This is a genomic window from Paenibacillus xylanilyticus (genome assembly GCF_013359935.1).
In the GTDB taxonomy this organism is placed as follows: domain Bacteria; phylum Bacillota; class Bacilli; order Paenibacillales; family Paenibacillaceae; genus Paenibacillus; species Paenibacillus xylanilyticus.
Genome location: NZ_JABMCB010000102.1, coordinates 1 through 15100 on the forward strand (window position 1 = coordinate 1; position 15100 = coordinate 15100).

Annotated in this window: 15 protein-coding genes; 3 read left to right on the forward strand and 12 right to left on the reverse strand. The window is 40.8% G+C overall.

Annotation, left to right across the window (positions count from 1 at the left end; genetic code table 11):
* Positions 1 to 162: 162 nt before the first annotated feature.
* From HP552_RS00940 to HP552_RS00970, 7 genes are all read right to left on the reverse strand, one after another.
* Positions 163 to 600 carry a protein-tyrosine phosphatase family protein gene (locus HP552_RS00940; protein ID WP_029881670.1) on the reverse strand — a complete coding sequence of 146 codons (438 nt, stop codon included), beginning with the start codon at positions 598 to 600 and terminating at the stop codon, positions 163 to 165.
* Between the two features lies 1 nt (position 601).
* Complete coding sequence (gene arsC, locus HP552_RS00945; protein ID WP_175393885.1) at positions 602 to 1027, reverse strand: arsenate reductase (thioredoxin); 426 nt, start codon at positions 1025 to 1027, stop codon at positions 602 to 604.
* A 2-nt stretch (positions 1028 to 1029) separates the two neighbouring features.
* Positions 1030 to 2466 (reverse strand): arsenic transporter, encoded by a 1437-nt coding sequence (locus HP552_RS00950; protein ID WP_175393886.1) that lies wholly within the window; start codon positions 2464 to 2466, stop codon positions 1030 to 1032.
* Positions 2463 to 2792 carry an ArsR/SmtB family transcription factor gene (locus tag HP552_RS00955; RefSeq protein ID WP_175393887.1) on the reverse strand — a complete coding sequence of 110 codons (330 nt, stop codon included), beginning with the start codon at positions 2790 to 2792 and terminating at the stop codon, positions 2463 to 2465. Before HP552_RS00955 ends, HP552_RS00950 begins: the two co-directional genes overlap by 4 nt.
* Positions 2793 to 3181: 389 nt before the next feature.
* Entirely contained in the window at positions 3182 to 4219 is a 1038-nt protein-coding gene (locus HP552_RS00960) for a flavin-containing monooxygenase (protein ID WP_175393888.1), read from the reverse strand.
* Positions 4220 to 4289: 70 nt separating this feature from the next.
* A complete protein-coding gene (locus HP552_RS00965) occupies positions 4290 to 5699 on the reverse strand; it encodes an NAD(P)-binding domain-containing protein (RefSeq protein WP_175393889.1) in 1410 nt (469 codons plus the stop codon).
* Between the two features lie 64 nt (positions 5700 to 5763).
* Complete coding sequence (locus HP552_RS00970; RefSeq protein WP_029881704.1) at positions 5764 to 6192, reverse strand: MarR family winged helix-turn-helix transcriptional regulator; 429 nt, start codon at positions 6190 to 6192, stop codon at positions 5764 to 5766.
* Between the two features lie 153 nt (positions 6193 to 6345).
* Here HP552_RS00970 and HP552_RS00975 point away from each other — a divergent pair, with 153 nt between their 5' ends.
* Both HP552_RS00975 and HP552_RS00980 read left to right on the forward strand, forming a co-directional pair.
* Positions 6346 to 6603, forward strand: coding sequence for a GNAT family N-acetyltransferase (locus HP552_RS00975; RefSeq protein ID WP_175393890.1), 258 nt, complete (start codon positions 6346 to 6348; stop codon positions 6601 to 6603).
* Between the two features lie 333 nt (positions 6604 to 6936).
* Positions 6937 to 7791 (forward strand): cupredoxin domain-containing protein, encoded by an 855-nt coding sequence (locus HP552_RS00980; protein ID WP_175393891.1) that lies wholly within the window; start codon positions 6937 to 6939, stop codon positions 7789 to 7791.
* Between the two features lie 292 nt (positions 7792 to 8083).
* Here HP552_RS00980 and HP552_RS00985 read toward each other — a convergent pair whose 3' ends face one another.
* Positions 8084 to 10213: a heavy metal translocating P-type ATPase gene (locus HP552_RS00985; RefSeq protein ID WP_175393892.1), complete on the reverse strand. Its 2130-nt coding sequence runs from the start codon at positions 10211 to 10213 to the stop codon at positions 8084 to 8086.
* The gene (locus HP552_RS00990) at positions 10200 to 10568 is read right to left on the reverse strand and encodes an ArsR/SmtB family transcription factor (RefSeq protein ID WP_024634449.1); all 369 of its coding nucleotides are present in this window, start codon (positions 10566 to 10568) and stop codon (positions 10200 to 10202) included. The genes HP552_RS00985 and HP552_RS00990 overlap by 14 nt, the downstream gene beginning before the upstream one ends.
* Before the next feature lie 118 nt (positions 10569 to 10686).
* Here HP552_RS00990 and HP552_RS00995 point away from each other — a divergent pair, with 118 nt between their 5' ends.
* Positions 10687 to 11745 carry a flavin-containing monooxygenase gene (locus tag HP552_RS00995; protein WP_024634450.1) on the forward strand — a complete coding sequence of 353 codons (1059 nt, stop codon included), beginning with the start codon at positions 10687 to 10689 and terminating at the stop codon, positions 11743 to 11745.
* Between the two features lie 629 nt (positions 11746 to 12374).
* Here HP552_RS00995 and HP552_RS35985 read toward each other — a convergent pair.
* From HP552_RS35985 to HP552_RS01005, 3 genes are all read right to left on the reverse strand, one after another.
* Complete coding sequence (locus HP552_RS35985) at positions 12375 to 12614, reverse strand: YhfM domain-containing protein (protein ID WP_488199307.1); 240 nt, start codon at positions 12612 to 12614, stop codon at positions 12375 to 12377.
* 7 nt (positions 12615 to 12621) lie between these two features.
* Entirely contained in the window at positions 12622 to 12846 is a 225-nt protein-coding gene (locus HP552_RS01000) for a hypothetical protein (RefSeq protein ID WP_152532794.1), read from the reverse strand.
* An 897-nt stretch (positions 12847 to 13743) separates the two neighbouring features.
* A partial coding sequence (locus HP552_RS01005; protein ID WP_217506277.1) for a hypothetical protein occupies positions 13744 to 15100 on the reverse strand: 1357 nt, incomplete at its 5' end.

A 15100-nucleotide genomic window follows, 5' to 3' on the forward strand; every position in this document is an offset into this window, starting at 1 on the left:
ACTCACCTTTATTCCCGCATGCCTATTTTTACGTCTTTTCGCCACCGGCTCCGCCCACATCCTCTTCTTCGTACTAACTATAGGATGAAATCCTGCGAATTCATGAGCCTGAGTGAGAAAACTGAATCATTTCGAGGGAGCGTAATGATTAAAATCCTTGTTTCAGAATATTTTATTTAATAATTCCTTTTGAATTGGTTTAATATTAATGATACTTCTGATGTGTTTTGCCTTTAACTCAGCATCCTCAATTGTACTGGCTAATCCTAGTTCTAACAGTGTTCCAGCTGCGACGGTCCCCGTTCTACCCTTGCCTCCCCCACAGTGAAAAGCAACTTTCTTACCGGCGTTATACGCTCCAACAACCTCATCAATCGCTTGTTTAAAAAGTTCGGCTTCGTTTTCTTTCGTGTTGTCATCAAGCGGAACTTTTACCCACTTCACATGATCTGCTGGATACGCGCCCTCTGTTGCTTCCTCCCGAAGATCCACCACGACCTCAATGCCTTCGTTCAGAACCATTGCCTCTACGTCGGCAGCTCCGCCCATAAATACTTGTTCAGCAATAAGGGCATGGTATTTCTTTTCGGCATGATCCATTTTACTTACCTTCTTTCAAGAATTGCTCAATGCGAGCTTTAATTGAATCACGAACCTCAGCAAATGTAGCTGTGATTTCTTCCTCTGTACCTGTCGCCTTGGCTGGATCCTCGAAGCCCCAGTGCCATCTTTCAGCTTTATCATTACGTACAACTGGACAATTATCGTTAGCATGACCACAAAGCGTGATGATGTAGTCTGCTTGTTTTAAAATCTCAGGATCAATCACATCGGATGTATGACTCGAAATATCGATTCCAGCTTCTTTCATCGTTTGAACAGCACGAGGATTTAAGCCATGTGCCTCTAACCCAGCACTTCTCACCTCATATTTGTCACTACCAAGTGCCTTTAAAAATCCATCGGCGATTTGGCTTCTGCAAGAGTTTCCTGTACACAAAAAGTAAACAAGTGGTTTGTTGTTCATGATTATTGATCTCCTTTGTCTTTGGTTTGGCTTACTTGTATTTTCGCTTCGCTCATTTTTGAGTTAATCAACGTTTTTATGATCACAGCAACAACAACCAATGCTACTGTGATTACGGCAATCATTAACCAAACGTTTATGTTTGTTGAATGAATCAAGTGTAACCACAAATACAGTCCTGTTAACGTGATAAAGAGCGTTGGAATGGTGAGCACAATTCCGATTTTGAAATAACTTCCCCACGTGATTTTTACATCTTTGCGGGACAGTACATGTAGCCACAAAAGTGTGGCGAGCGATCCAATCGGTGTGATTTTGGGACCCAAGTCACTGCCAATAATATTGGCATAAATCAGCGATTCCCGGATGACACCTTGCGTGCTGGTTCCATCAATAGCAAGCGCATCAATCATCACCGTCGGCATATTGTTCATAACCGAAGACAATACTGCAGCTAGAAAGCCCATACCCAGTGTGGAGATGTAGAGCCCTTGGTCGGCAATAGCTTGAATGACCTTCCCCAGTTCATCTGTCAATCCCACATTTCGCAGTCCATAAACGACCACGTACATACCAATGGAGAAAATCACGACTGCCCATGGAGCTCCTTTAATGAGCTTCCATGTTTGAATAGCGTGACTCCGCCTTGCAGCTAATATAAACAAGATGGCTATAACCCCAGCGATAACAGACACCGGAACTTGAATGAACTCGCTCATCAAGTAAGCAATCAGTAGTACGACTAAGATCACCCAAGATATGTTGAACAGTTTCTTATCCTTGATCGCTTCGGCTGGCTTTTTGAGCTGACTGACTTCGTAGTTCCCTGGAATATTCTTTCTAAAGAACAAGAACAGGACCAGAAGACTTGCAAATATTGAAAAGAAATTCGGAACAATCATACGACTTGCATACTCCACAAAGCCAATACCAAAGTAATCGGCAGAAACGATATTGACGAGGTTGCTCACGACGAGCGGAAGTGAAGTTGTATCTGCAATGAAACCACTAGCGATAATAAAAGGTAAAATCATCTTTTGATCAAATTTGAGCGCTCGGACCATAGCAAGCACAATGGGCGTTAAGATCAGTGCGGCTCCGTCATTTGCAAAGAACGCTGCCACCCCTGCCCCAAGCAGCACAACATAAACGAACATCAGCTTGCCATTACCTCTTGCGAGCCTTGCCATGTGTAGAGCAGCCCATTCAAAAAATCCAATTTCATCTAAAATCAGTGAAATTAAAATAATAGCTACAAAAGCAAGCGTGGCGTTCCATACAATCCCTGTAACCGTACCTACATCGGATAGACTCACGACTCCAAAAAGAAGTGCAAGGACAGCTCCAGCTGACGCTGACCATCCAATATTAAGTCCCTTAGGTTGCCAAATCACAAAAGTCAGTGTTAGCAAAAAGATTAATATCGCGATAATGGTCATGCTTCCTCCTGAGGACCGCAGCAGTTTTTCAATCCTGCTATTTTTTCTTTCATGGATGGCAGATACGGATACACACACTGAACATATGCTTCTGCATCTGGATTAAGAGAGTAGTAGACCCACTGCCCTTTTTTCTTTTCATTAAGGAAACCGGCTGCCTTTAGTTTTCGAAGATGCTGACTGGCGTTTGGTTGTGACATGCCAATAATGTCTGTGATATCACATACACAAAGTTCCTGTTCCTGAAGTAGCGCTATTATGGTCAAACGTGTTTTATCAGCAAATAACTTATACGCCTCAGCCATCTCCTGAATTCTTTGTTCCATATGTACACCCCCTGTGATTAGTCTTGTCGGCTTCATTTAATGATATAAGCATATAACAAACCACTTATATAAGCAATCACGAATATAAAGGATTTTAGTGCATCAAAAAAGTCGGCAATAAAGAATACCGACTTTACTCACGAACTAGAAATTCACATTTTGACTTCATAAAATAATGACCGTCTTTTATCTTAACTATATCTTTAATTTGATACTCAATGACTCCACCTTGATCTAATAATTCATCATGCTAATATACCTCTACGTGCTATTGTTTTAAAATTGCATCATTAAGTTGTGCTGCGGTATACAAAAGTGTGCCCTTCATTATAGTCACCTCAAGAATAGTTATAATCACCAATTATAACATCCTCCTGAGATTCGATAGCTCACAATCTTTTCACAAGCGAATGTACAGCTTTTTTCGCATCTTTCCCTGAGCCTCGAATCGTCGCAGAAGCAAAAGAGGTCTGCCACGGTATACCTACAAAATGAATTCTTTCATCGCTTTGTTTTAAAAGTACACCTGATGCGTCAAGAACATTCAATCCACTAAGATATTCGAAATTCGGAATATACCCTGTGGCAAAAATAACGGTATCCACATTTTCACGAGTCTCATCTGCCCACACTATCCCATTTCCCGTAAAAGCTTTAAACATCAGTTTGGCATCCGGCTTACCTTGATCGATAGCATTTTTATAGATACCGGTATCAAGGACACCGTCACTGCTTTTTTGCAATAATCGTTTGCCCCAATTGGATTGATCAAGCCTAAGTATGGTTAGCCAAAAGTGAATATCTTTCCCTGCAATAACCTGCGGCTTGAATTTGATCGGGCTTCTGGATGCAATCGTTACATGCGCCGTCTTAGCAAGTTCAACCGCTATTTGGACCGCCGAATTGCCTCCTCCCACAACAATGATCCGTTTGTTTTTAAACTCTTTCTCATTTCGGTAGTCCTTCGCATGAAGCAATTCCCCCTTAAATTCATGCATGCCAGGAATGTCTGGAATATGAGGATTCACGAATGCCCCGCTTGCACAAATGATGGACTGTGTACGAAACTGTTCTCCGCTTGAGGTATGGACTGTATAGATATTACTTTCCTTATCCACTTTGATTACTTCTTGCCTTGAGTGTATGGGAAAATGGTATGTAGCCGCATAAGACTTTAAGTATTGAACAACCTCATCTCTGGTCGGATAAACATTTGCACCGCCTGGAAATGGGAGTCCTGGCAATGAGGAATACGGTGCAGGTGAGAACAACGTTAAGCTATCATAGTAATTTGCCCAAGATCCTAAATGCTCTTCACTTTTTTCAAGGATGATAAAGTTCCGTTTAGCTTCCTGTAAGTAATAGGCTGCTGCCAAACCGGATTGACCACCACCAATAACGATGCAATCATATACCAAGTTTTTCATTTTTCTCCCTCCTTCTATAAAAAAGCTACTGCATCACGATTCGGGTGCAGTAGCTCTACATTCTTGATTATCAGCAGCAAGAATTTGATCCTGCTTTTCCCGTTTTTGAAGGTGAGCAGCAATCCGAAGTTGTTTCCTTCACTTGAACCGGTTCACAGCAGCTTTCCGTGCTACTCGCACCTAGACTACAAACCCCCGTCTCCGGCAGTTCCAGTTCTACTTTTTGCGCTGATTCCATATCTCCCACTAGTGCTGCTACAATGGATCTGACTTGCTCATATCCCGTTGCCATGAGGAAGGTTGGCGCTCTTCCATAACTTTTGGCACCTACGATATAAAAGTTCTTTTCTGGTTGACGGAGTTCTTTTTCGCCATGTGGTCGAACTGTACCGCAGCTGTGTACATTGGGGTCAATTAATGGTGCAAGTTCATAAACACATTCTAAGCTTGGGTCGGTTAATACCCTTACTTCTCGCACCATTGATAAGTCAGGGCGAGAACCTGTATTACCTACAATTTCATCGATGTGATCAATAACCAGTTGTTCATCTTCAATGGTTCCGGAAACCTGGATCTGTTCACCTTGTTTTTGGAGCTTTTCAATATGAAATGCTGTCAGGACCTTTACTGCACCGGATTCAACCACTTTTTGAATCCGATTACCCAGTTCTCCCCTTGCCTGAAGCCCATCTAATTCTCGTCCGCCATAAACATTCTCAATATTTGATTTGCGAATAGCCCAAACGATCTCAGTTCCCGACTCCTCTTTTTGAAGCCGGGCAAGTTCAAGCAACGTGTTAATCGCAGAATGTCCGCTCCCTACAACAAGCACCTTCTTTCCGCTATAACGATTTCTCTCTTTTCCTAATACCGCAGGAATGCCATATGAAATGTGACTTTTTAGTGCTATTTCCTCTTCTGAAAATACACCGTCTGAACGAAGCGGGTTGGGATTGGACCATGTCCCAGACGCATCGATAACAGCCCGCGCTTCATAAATAAACGAAGATCTGCTTTGTTCAACATGGATCACAAACGGCAGTTTCTCACGCCCATTTGTTTTCACCTTACTTAACCCTTTACGACTGATCGCGGTAACTTTCGTATTCAAATGCACATTTGGACTTATTTCAGGTAGCGCAGCCAAAGGTTTTAGATAATGCTCAATAACCTCCTTACCCGTTGGGATTGTTTCGTTCTGTGGAGCAACCCAATTCGCCTTTTGCAGCAACTCTTTAGCAGCTTTATCGATGTTATACTGCCATGGCGAGAACAGTCGTACATGTTCCCATTTTCGAATGTTTGCCCCCACTTCATCTCCAGCTTCAAACAACATAAACGGCTCACCTTTTGATATGAGTTGTGCTGCTGCCGCAAGACCAACCGGTCCAGCTCCAATGATTACAACAGGTAATTTGCCCTTCTCTTGTACTGGTGCTTCGCAGCAGCTCACTTGGTTCACAGGAATATGTTTAATCATTTTAGTTTCCTCCTCATAATTAGTTGCATTTTGCAAGTATTTTATAAAATAAACGGGATAAGTACTATCCCAGTGGTGTACAGCATACGCTTGATTTTGCCATACTTTCATTTAACAGTTTGACGGCGTTAATCACCATATCCCGTTCAAATTCAGACATATGCGAAAAGACTTCTTTTAAATAATCATTCATCTGCTCATCAATGACCGTAGCAACAAACTTACCTTGTGTAGTCAAGGATAAGATGTAAATCCGTCGATCTTCATGTAAAGGCGTTTTTTGAACCAAACCCAACTTTACGAGACTTTGAACCTGGCGGCTAAACGTCGTGATGTCAATGGAGAGTGCATCTGCCACCTGCTGAATGGATGGATTAGGCTTACGATCAATTTCATAAATGATATGACTTTGAACAAGTGAAATATCCAGCCCTCCTGCGGTGCAGCAGTTTTTATCCAGTATTCCAAAACGTCGTGTCATGATCTGAAACATCTCTCTTACGTTGTTTTCCAATGACCTCACCTCTTGTTATAGTTATACCCTTATTATTTGCAAAATGCAAATGTTTTTTTTCAATCCCCTTCCCATTTCAAATTACATTGTGATATATAAACATATACACAACAAAATATAGGATTGATCAACATGATAATTCAGCGGCAAGCTGCCGAAGACGCTCTGAGAAGGATTTTAACTATCTATAACCAAGGTATTGAAGACCGCATTGCCACGCTAGAAACAGATATCAAAGATGAAGCTTACATGTCAGAATGGTTTAACAAGCACCAGGGGCGTTACTCAGTACTTGTAGCCGAACAGAATAGTCTAGTGGTAGGTTGGGATTCTATCAATTCATATAGCTCAAGAAGCGCTTATAACGGTGTCGGTGACCTCTCCATTTAAATTCATCGTGATCCTCGCGGCAAGGGATCGGAAAACAATTGATACAGATATTAGAGGATATCGGTAAGCATATCTATATAATTTTGTTATAAAAATAAATGGAAATGTATTCTCTATTTTTTATCAGTCCTATACTGTATATCCGTTCTCTCTACTTTTTTTATCAAAAGTCGAGAACTTCAATGTACATTTGTCTATAACTATGTGCAAATACCGGATTTTTTTTGAACAATCACTGAATTTTTCGAATTTAAACTGTATTCTTTTTGTAAATGCACTACAATGTGTAGTACATGATTATTTAAAATTTTATATATCGGGAGGCTTATTATAATGTTACTTACATTATTAAGCATAGTAATGATTATCGTTTTGTCCGGATACGTCGTGCTGAATACCTATAGACGTAAGGATAGAGTCAAAGGTATGCCTGGAATGATGATTGCCATGAGCATCGGAATGATGTCTAGTCTTGCCCTTGGTTTTCAACTAGGTATTGTGTTTGATCACGACTTGGCTGTCCCTTCCATCATCGCTATTTTATTCGGTTTGGGGATCGGTTACTTTACAGGAAAGCCTATTAGTGTACTGGCATCGTTAGATGGCATGTTAGCTGGAATCATGGGTGGAATGATGGGAGCCATGCTCGGATCTATGCTTGGTTTCACCTATATCATGGCATTGTTTATTGATATCGTATTTATCCTTATATTTTGTGTTGTTCTTCAATTAACAAGTTTAGATGCAGTTAAAACCAATAAAACAAAAAGTAGTGGGATCAGCATACCTTTTATTGCGGGTATAATTACGGTAGCCTTTGGAACTGTTTCAGTGGGTTTGCTGCTATTTAATCAGTATCATGATAATCGAACCTCTGTAGTTTCTTCTCAAAGTAATGAACATAGTTCAAATCAAGAAAATACAGACTACCAAGTTATTTCAGTGGATGTAAAATCCAATGGTTTTAGCCAAGAAAATATTGTCGTCAAAGCCGGTGTTCCAACAAAAATAAATTTCATAAAAAAAACAGGTTATACTTGTATAAAAAGTGTTGAGTCTACAGATCTAGATATTGATGTTTACCTTGAAAAGGGAGATAACTACATTACTTTAGATGATTTGAAACCTGGAACATATCATTTCAATTGTGGGATGTATATGTATTATGGGACTATTACAGTTGTATAACTGAGTTTTGACTGGTGTCGGCACAGTAAAACCATCTCTTTAGAGATTTATTCATGTTACTCAACCCTTAGTTTTTCGTACATTGGCCGTTCTAAGAGTTTCATGCTTTAATTAATGCTAGAAGCATAAGTTTGTTGTAGACCCAATAGAACGCAATATTATAATTCAAGTAGACAGCCGACTAATTAGTCGGCTGTTTTTCGTCAACCTAACAAGTAGGGTAGTTCAATTCAATTGTAAGTAAGGAGTATAGCAGTTACAAAAAAAACCGCCTTTCAGCGGTCGGATCGTATTACTTTTGTTTTTGTATTTTTAAAAGCCTTAAGCTGTTCAGGGTTACAATCAAAGTTGCCCCCATATCAGCCAGAATCGCAAGCCATAAGGTAAGCCATCCGGGAACGATAAGTATTAACGCTAGCAATTTTATTCCTAAGGAAAAGGCTACGTTTTGTTTGATAATAGACAGTGTTTTTTTGCTTAACCGGATTGTGTAAGGCAATTTTCTTAAATCATCTGCCATCAGTGCAATATCAGCAGTCTCTAGAGCAGTATCCGTACCTGCGCCTCCCATGGCTATACCCACAGTGGAAGCAGCGAGTGCAGGCGCATCATTTACTCCGTCACCCACCATCGCTACATGAGAGTATTCACTGCGGAGTTTCTTAATGTAATCCAATTTGTCCTGAGGTAATAGATCCGCTTTAATTTCTGCCACACCTAACTGCTGCCCAATTGCGTTAGCTGTCGCTTGGTTGTCACCAGTGAGCATGATCGTCTTTTTTACACCGATAGAATGCAATTCATTAATTACAGCCTTACTCGAATCACGTACGGCATCGGCAACCGCAATTAAGGCAAGGACTTCGTGTTGTGTCCCCAGCACCATTACCGTTTTCCCTTGAGTCTGAAGCGTGATAATTTGTTGACATATTGGACTGGATACCTCAGCTTCCAATTCATCAAAAAGCTTAGGGCTACCAATATAATATAGCTGTTGTCCCACCGAAGCTTTGACGCCTTTCCCTGTGATTGACTGAAAGTGCTCAACTGAAATGGAGAGGTCGGCTCCCATTTGTTCCGCTTTGCGCACAATTGCTGATGCTAGTGGATGTTGTGATCCTTTTTCAATTACAGCAGCAATGGAAAGCATATCGCTCTCAATATGTTCTCCAAATACAGTAATATCCGTTACCTCCGGAAATCCTTTAGTAAGGGTACCTGTTTTATCAAATGCAACAGCCGAAATGCGCCCAGCTTCTTCGAGATGGATACCACCTTTAATCAATACACCGTTTTTCGCGGCATTCCCAATTGCAGTAACAATAGAAATCGGGGTAGAAATGACCAGTGCACAAGGACACCCTACTACAAGCAAGGACAACCCACGATATATCCAGTCTCCCCAGTCCCCACCTAGCAAAGGCGGAATAATGGCGATACCCAAAGCCAACACCATAATCGCAGGCGTATAGTAATTTGCGAACCGATCGACAAAAGCTTGAGATGGTGCTCGTTCAGCCTGAGCCTCTTCCACGAGATGAATAATTTTAGATATAGTCGTATCTTCTACATGCTTGGTAACTCTGACTTCAAGCAGCCCTTCTTCGTTTAGTGTTCCGGCAAACACCTCATCGTCCACAGTTTTAGCGACCGGAACTGATTCTCCCGTGATTGCTGCCTGATTTAGCGTTGACGTTCCTTGTATTACAACTCCATCCATAGCCAATTTTTGTCCTGGCTTAACGATCATTACATCTCCAACCTGAATATCATCAACACTTATGGTCATCTCAGCAGAACCACGTCGAATTAGCGCTTCCTTGGGAGCAATATCCATAAGTGAACGGATCGACTGACGTGCTTTCTGCATAGAGTAGCGTTCTAACGCTTCGCTAATGGCAAAGAGCAACACAACAACAGCGCCTTCGCTCCATTCTCCTATAGCAGCTGCACCGATAATGGCAACCGTCATCAGTGTGTTCATATCGAATTGCAGCTGAAACAGGTTCTTGATCCCTTTTTTAAATAGTTCATACCCGCCAATAATAATGGCGGTACCGAATGCCAATGCAGGAACCATGGCTTCATCACCATAGTACGAGGCCAAATAGTAACCTGCCGCCATCAATACAAGTGAGAGAAGCACGTTCCAATTCTCTTTCCAAAATGGCTCTTTCTTTTCTATAACTCGTTGCTTTTCAGGCGTTATCTTTAAGTTTTCAAAAGCGCCTGCCTTTTCCAGCTCTTCAACAGTTGCATTTCCCATTACGGTTATTTTGGCTGCCCCAAAGTTAACTTGTGCGTCTGTGACACCAGGAAGTCTTTTTACGTTATTTTCAAATTTACCGGCACAGTTTGTACAGGTGAACCCTTGTACACGATAGACCTCTTTATTACTGTTTTCTTCTTCATGTTGTTGCATGCAACATCGACTCCTTGCTATGTGTTGAAGCTAAATGAACTAATTGGCGCATGTATTCATCTTCCAGTGAATAAAACGCCAACTTTCCTTCTTTCCTGTATTTAGCTACTCCAAGCTGTTTTAGTGATCGCAAATGGTGAGATGCAGTTGCAAGTGAGGACCCTGTAATATTGGCCACGTCACAAACACAAAGCTCGTCCTCTTCACATAAAGCAAACGCGATCTTCATTCGAGTTTCATCGGCCAGAACTTTAAACATCTTGGCCATGCCCTTTATATCTTGCTGTTCTAATGCCTTTTGTACTTTACGAACTTTAGGCTCGTCATAACAGTAAATTTCACAACTGTCCTTCATAAATATACCCTCCAGTCAATCAAAGTTGTATTTGATTATTGTTACCTTACCATATTATAATTATTCAATCAAACGAAAATTTGATTGAAGTTGATTACTCAATTGAAGGAGGATAACTATGTACGATGTGTTAGTTATTGGTGCAGGACAAGCCGGATTAGCCACAGGGTATTACTTAAAACAAACGGGTTTAAACTTTATGATTTTGGACTCTGCACCATCAATAGGCGATTCTTGGCGTCGCCGATACGAATCACTCCATCTCTTCACACCTCGCATGTATGATGGATTACCAGGAATGTTGTTGAATGGGGATCAAAATGGTCTACCGAGTAAAGATGAGATTGCAAGTTATCTTGAATCATATGCAAATCACATGGAGTTACCCATCATGTTGAAATGTTTAATTAAACGACTTCGTAAGAAGGATAAACACTTCATAGTAGAATCATCCAATGGTGGTATAATGGAGGCGCGTAAAATTATCGTTGCAACAGGCCCTTTCCAAGTCCCCAATATCCCGCCCTTTTACAAGTCCTTTTCAGATGAAATTATCCAGTTGCATTCTTCAGAATACTTAAATCCGGAACAGTTAAGACCTGGAAACACGGTGGTTGTTGGTGGAGGAAACTCTGGTGCTCAAATAGCAGTGGAGCTGGCAAAAGATCAAAATAGAAACAACTCAATATACATATCCATAGCACGGGAGATTGCGTTTAAGCCTTTGTACATTATGAATCGAAGCATCTTCTGGTACTTTGAAAAACTCGGGTTTCTCCGTGCTAAGACTCAGAGTCCAGTTGGTAGATGGTTAAAAAACCAGACTGAGCAAGTATATGGATATGATCTGAAACGACTAATTAAAAGCGGAGAAGTATGTGTTGCTCCTCGGGCACTGAACGCTAGTGGCAACTATATTACATTTGAGGATGGGACTCAGATCAAGGTGAATAATATAATTTGGGCTACTGGATTCAGGCGAGATGACCAATGGATTGATATACATGACGCATTTAATTTGCATGGCCAAATTCAACATACTGAAGGTGTTTCCCAGGTTGCTGGATTGTATTTTGTCGGGCTACCTTGGCAAAGTTCTAGGGGTTCAGCCTTATTGGGTTGGGTAAAATATGATGCTCAAAAAATTGTAAGCCATCTAAATGCAACTTTTAATTAGAAAATGCTTCTGTTTTCACTAACGGTTGAAAATAGGGATCGGTGCAGAAAAGCTACGATCCTTTTTTTATACCTTTACGGACATTCAACTACCCTTCGTTAGCTTAATGATTTAACGAAGAAAAGACCGATTAGTTATATTCCTAATCGGTAATAAGACCATGTTCTTGTCCAATACAGTAATCGGTTCAAGTTCTTGTCCCTCTACAAGTACAAGTCAGGACAAAGTACGATCTAGATAATATTTTCACTCTTTGATACAAAAGCACATTCGCCATCCTCTACATTTCTTTGCTAAAGTGCTTATTGACGAGCTTGTTATATCCATTTCAAATGGGATTAAAGTTCCAGTTGATATACTTCCGAGTATTGAAGCTGGTCTTTTGATCATAATCCAGCCTTCAGCGTTTTAGTCACTCAAAAGAGACCCACCACTTCCACTTTAGATATTCACCTAATCGGTAATAGGACTATGTTCTTGTCCATTCCGGCGATCGGTACAAGTTATTGTTCCTCGACAACCCGGTCTCAGATTTCATAATAAAAAAAATAAAACAAAAAAGCCGCTATAATAGCGACTTTGAATGGGACAAGAACTTGTACCTTTGTCAGCATCGTTGTTTACTGTTTTCATCCCCTATCGATCTCATTAATTAATTTAATAAGTGACTCCGTTTTTTCAACTGATATTTTGTACCCAGTGTCCGTATCATCTTTATTCATGTACATCGCATTACTTTTCTTCGTTTTGTCGTTAATATTGATCCATAAATAACACGAAATTTCATTACCATCGTTCTGAATGGTCACTTCATAATTTGGAGAAGCTACATTAGCTATTCCGCTTATTTTTTGAATCCTTAATCGCATCAGTAAACTATGTGGTGTTCGAAGAATCTTCAACTTCAAGGATTACATCCTTTTGAGTATGAAGCTTGTATTCCTGAATTGTTGTGCGTATCGGTAATTTATTAATTATGATTTTCCCTTGAATTGCTCTTTCGGTACCAGAACTCCCCTCAATTTTTTCACTCGTTGTATTACAAGCGACACTTACCAGCATAAACACAACAAGCAAAAATAAAACACTTGTTTTTCGCATCTTTAGAACCCACTTCCAAATTTAATTGTATTACCTTAAAAGACGTTACATAATTGAAAAACATTTCTGGAAAAGGATATTTTCTCAAATGTTTATTCTTCATTTATTCCTATAAAATGATTTTTTTACATACATCGGCCATTTCAATTCCTTCAAAATTTCTTGCTTATTGGTGTTAGATTAATTATAAACCTTCTGCAAAATGAAAATAACACCCTTTATAACGAGTTCGCACAGATAGGATATCAGTACTTCACATCTTACAAAGAGTGTTTACGTCAATAGTACTTACGCGATTGAACCTTGTACCAACAGGTAAGTGCAGTGGTGGGTAAGCTTTTCTTATCATCTGATTTTTTTAGTCCACACTAAAATTTCCCACGCTATTTATGGATACGGTTCTTCATGACTAAAACGAACTATCCTGCCTTAGTTTAATGAATTGAAGGCAAGATGACGATTAGATACACGCCTAATCGGCAATAGGAACATGTTCTTGTCCAACACGGTAATCGGTACAAGTTCTTGTCCTCAGCAGCTATTTTCAGTCAGATAAGTCGCCTTATTAATACCGAGCAACCGTCTTTAACCTCTCACCTTGTCAGTTGTCACATAACAATGTGAACATGTTCATGTTTTATGATACTTAATGAAGCTTTAAGTGCATGTGATCGATATTTAGATATCCATCTAATCGGCAATCGGACTATGTTCTTGTCCATTTCGGCAATCGGTACAAGTTCTTGTCCATGGCTCGGGACAAGAACTTGTACCGATAAAATAAAATAGCCGCTAAAATAGCGACTTCAATGGGACCATGTACTTGTCCCTCGACATCCCATGTTAGGGACGCCCTCTCGTTATGCAACAAAGGTCTTTCTAATACATTAATTACACTTATGGGTGAAGCGTTACGTCTACAGCATTCGCCGATATCTTCTTCGTTGCGATCACATTGGTAGTATTAGCGGCTTCCACCAGGTTAAAGGTCAATTCAACTTGGTCGCCTGCCTCTATACCCACCAGTACATACACTTCTGTTGTGGTTTCCAGGTTAATGTCAAATCCTTCTGCTGGGCCCCACCCGGTTTGATTGATATCATACCAGTTACCGGCTGAGTCTTTCGCCCAAAGCTGTACGTTTTGTGCACCAATCGGAGCGATACGTGCCTTGCCTTCATATACCGTTCCAGGGGTAAGTTCCTTCAATTTCACGTGCACTGGGTTCAGCCCAGCAAGTTCTTCTGGGCTATCTCCTATCGGTGCTTGTGACAACAGCTCTCTTTTTTCATAGCTATCTGCCACATTAAGGTCAAAACCATATGTTGCTGAAGTCTTGACATTCTCTACTTTGAAAAAACTAGGCATATCTTCTGTTACAGTAGTAGCAGAGGACACCCATGGTCCGCCGTAAATGCTGTCTATTGCACGAAGAGAGAAATTAATTACAAAAGTCCCCTCTTTATGGAATGTAATCGGAAGATCGGATGTTACCCCTGTCGCATAGGCATCTGCATAATCTTTCAAAGGATGTCCTTCGTCCGATCCCCATGCTAGCACCAGTGGTTGTCCGTCTTTACCATCATGCATGACTTCAGGTGCTTCGCCGAAGAGTGAACCCACCGTAATATCATCAGAGGTAGTGTTCCACAGAAAGGCAAAGTACCTTACTTTATTGTTATAAAATAACGTCCCAAGATCATCCCCTTGGATCGAAACAGGAATCGTAAATTGTTGATCGGTTACTGCATCCGGCTTACCTTCAGGAGAAATCTGAAGGTTCGAGCGTTTCATTACTTCAACATAGCTGGCATCGCTCGTTTCTTCTGTTGTGAGCGAATACAGACCTGCATCATTCTTCACGTTGATCTGGAAGTTCATACGTCCATAAGGTTCAGAGTCATCCGTTATATATGTTGCGATATTTTCCCATACCCCGTCCCTCTGCTCAATTGACGTGAACGACGTGATGTTGCTACCGTTAATTTTAAAGTTCGACAGCGGAGTAACGTGCTGATTCGTAATGAATGTCAGTTTCACCGTATCCCGATGAACAATCATGTGAGGATCCGATGTTTCCGCTTTGAAATAAACGTTGCTGATGACAGGTGCGGCAGCTTGGACTACGAAGGCTACAGTGAGTGTTTTCACTGTTTCTTGTGCTCCGTTATGATACGTCACGATATACTCTCCAGCTTTGCTTCCGGCTACTACTGTAGCTGTGATCGGCGTACCTTCCAGCGGTTGTGTAACA

What these genes read in the sequence shown, in the direction of transcription:
- HP552_RS00955 (WP_175393887.1), bottom strand. Translation starts at nt 2,792, where the DNA reads ATGGAACAAAGAATTCAGGAGATGGCTGAGGCGTATAAGTTATTTGCT.
- HP552_RS00985 (WP_175393892.1), bottom strand. Translation starts at nt 10,213, where the DNA reads ATGCAACAACATGAAGAAGAAAACAGTAATAAAGAGGTCTATCGTGTA.
- HP552_RS00990 (WP_024634449.1), bottom strand. Translation starts at nt 10,568, where the DNA reads ATGAAGGACAGTTGTGAAATTTACTGTTATGACGAGCCTAAAGTTCGT.
- HP552_RS35985 (WP_488199307.1), bottom strand. Translation starts at nt 12,614, where the DNA reads ATGCGATTAAGGATTCAAAAAATAAGCGGAATAGCTAATGTAGCTTCT.
- HP552_RS00940 (WP_029881670.1), bottom strand. Translation starts at nt 600, where the DNA reads ATGGATCATGCCGAAAAGAAATACCATGCCCTTATTGCTGAACAAGTA.
- HP552_RS00995 (WP_024634450.1), top strand. Translation starts at nt 10,687, where the DNA reads ATGTACGATGTGTTAGTTATTGGTGCAGGACAAGCCGGATTAGCCACA.
- arsC (WP_175393885.1), bottom strand. Translation starts at nt 1,027, where the DNA reads ATGAACAACAAACCACTTGTTTACTTTTTGTGTACAGGAAACTCTTGC.
- HP552_RS00960 (WP_175393888.1), bottom strand. Translation starts at nt 4,219, where the DNA reads ATGAAAAACTTGGTATATGATTGCATCGTTATTGGTGGTGGTCAATCC.
- HP552_RS00950 (WP_175393886.1), bottom strand. Translation starts at nt 2,466, where the DNA reads ATGACCATTATCGCGATATTAATCTTTTTGCTAACACTGACTTTTGTG.
- HP552_RS00970 (WP_029881704.1), bottom strand. Translation starts at nt 6,192, where the DNA reads ATGTTTCAGATCATGACACGACGTTTTGGAATACTGGATAAAAACTGC.
- HP552_RS00975 (WP_175393890.1), top strand. Translation starts at nt 6,346, where the DNA reads ATGATAATTCAGCGGCAAGCTGCCGAAGACGCTCTGAGAAGGATTTTA.
- HP552_RS00965 (WP_175393889.1), bottom strand. Translation starts at nt 5,699, where the DNA reads ATGATTAAACATATTCCTGTGAACCAAGTGAGCTGCTGCGAAGCACCA.
- HP552_RS00980 (WP_175393891.1), top strand. Translation starts at nt 6,937, where the DNA reads ATGTTACTTACATTATTAAGCATAGTAATGATTATCGTTTTGTCCGGA.
- HP552_RS01000 (WP_152532794.1), bottom strand. Translation starts at nt 12,846, where the DNA reads ATGCGAAAAACAAGTGTTTTATTTTTGCTTGTTGTGTTTATGCTGGTA.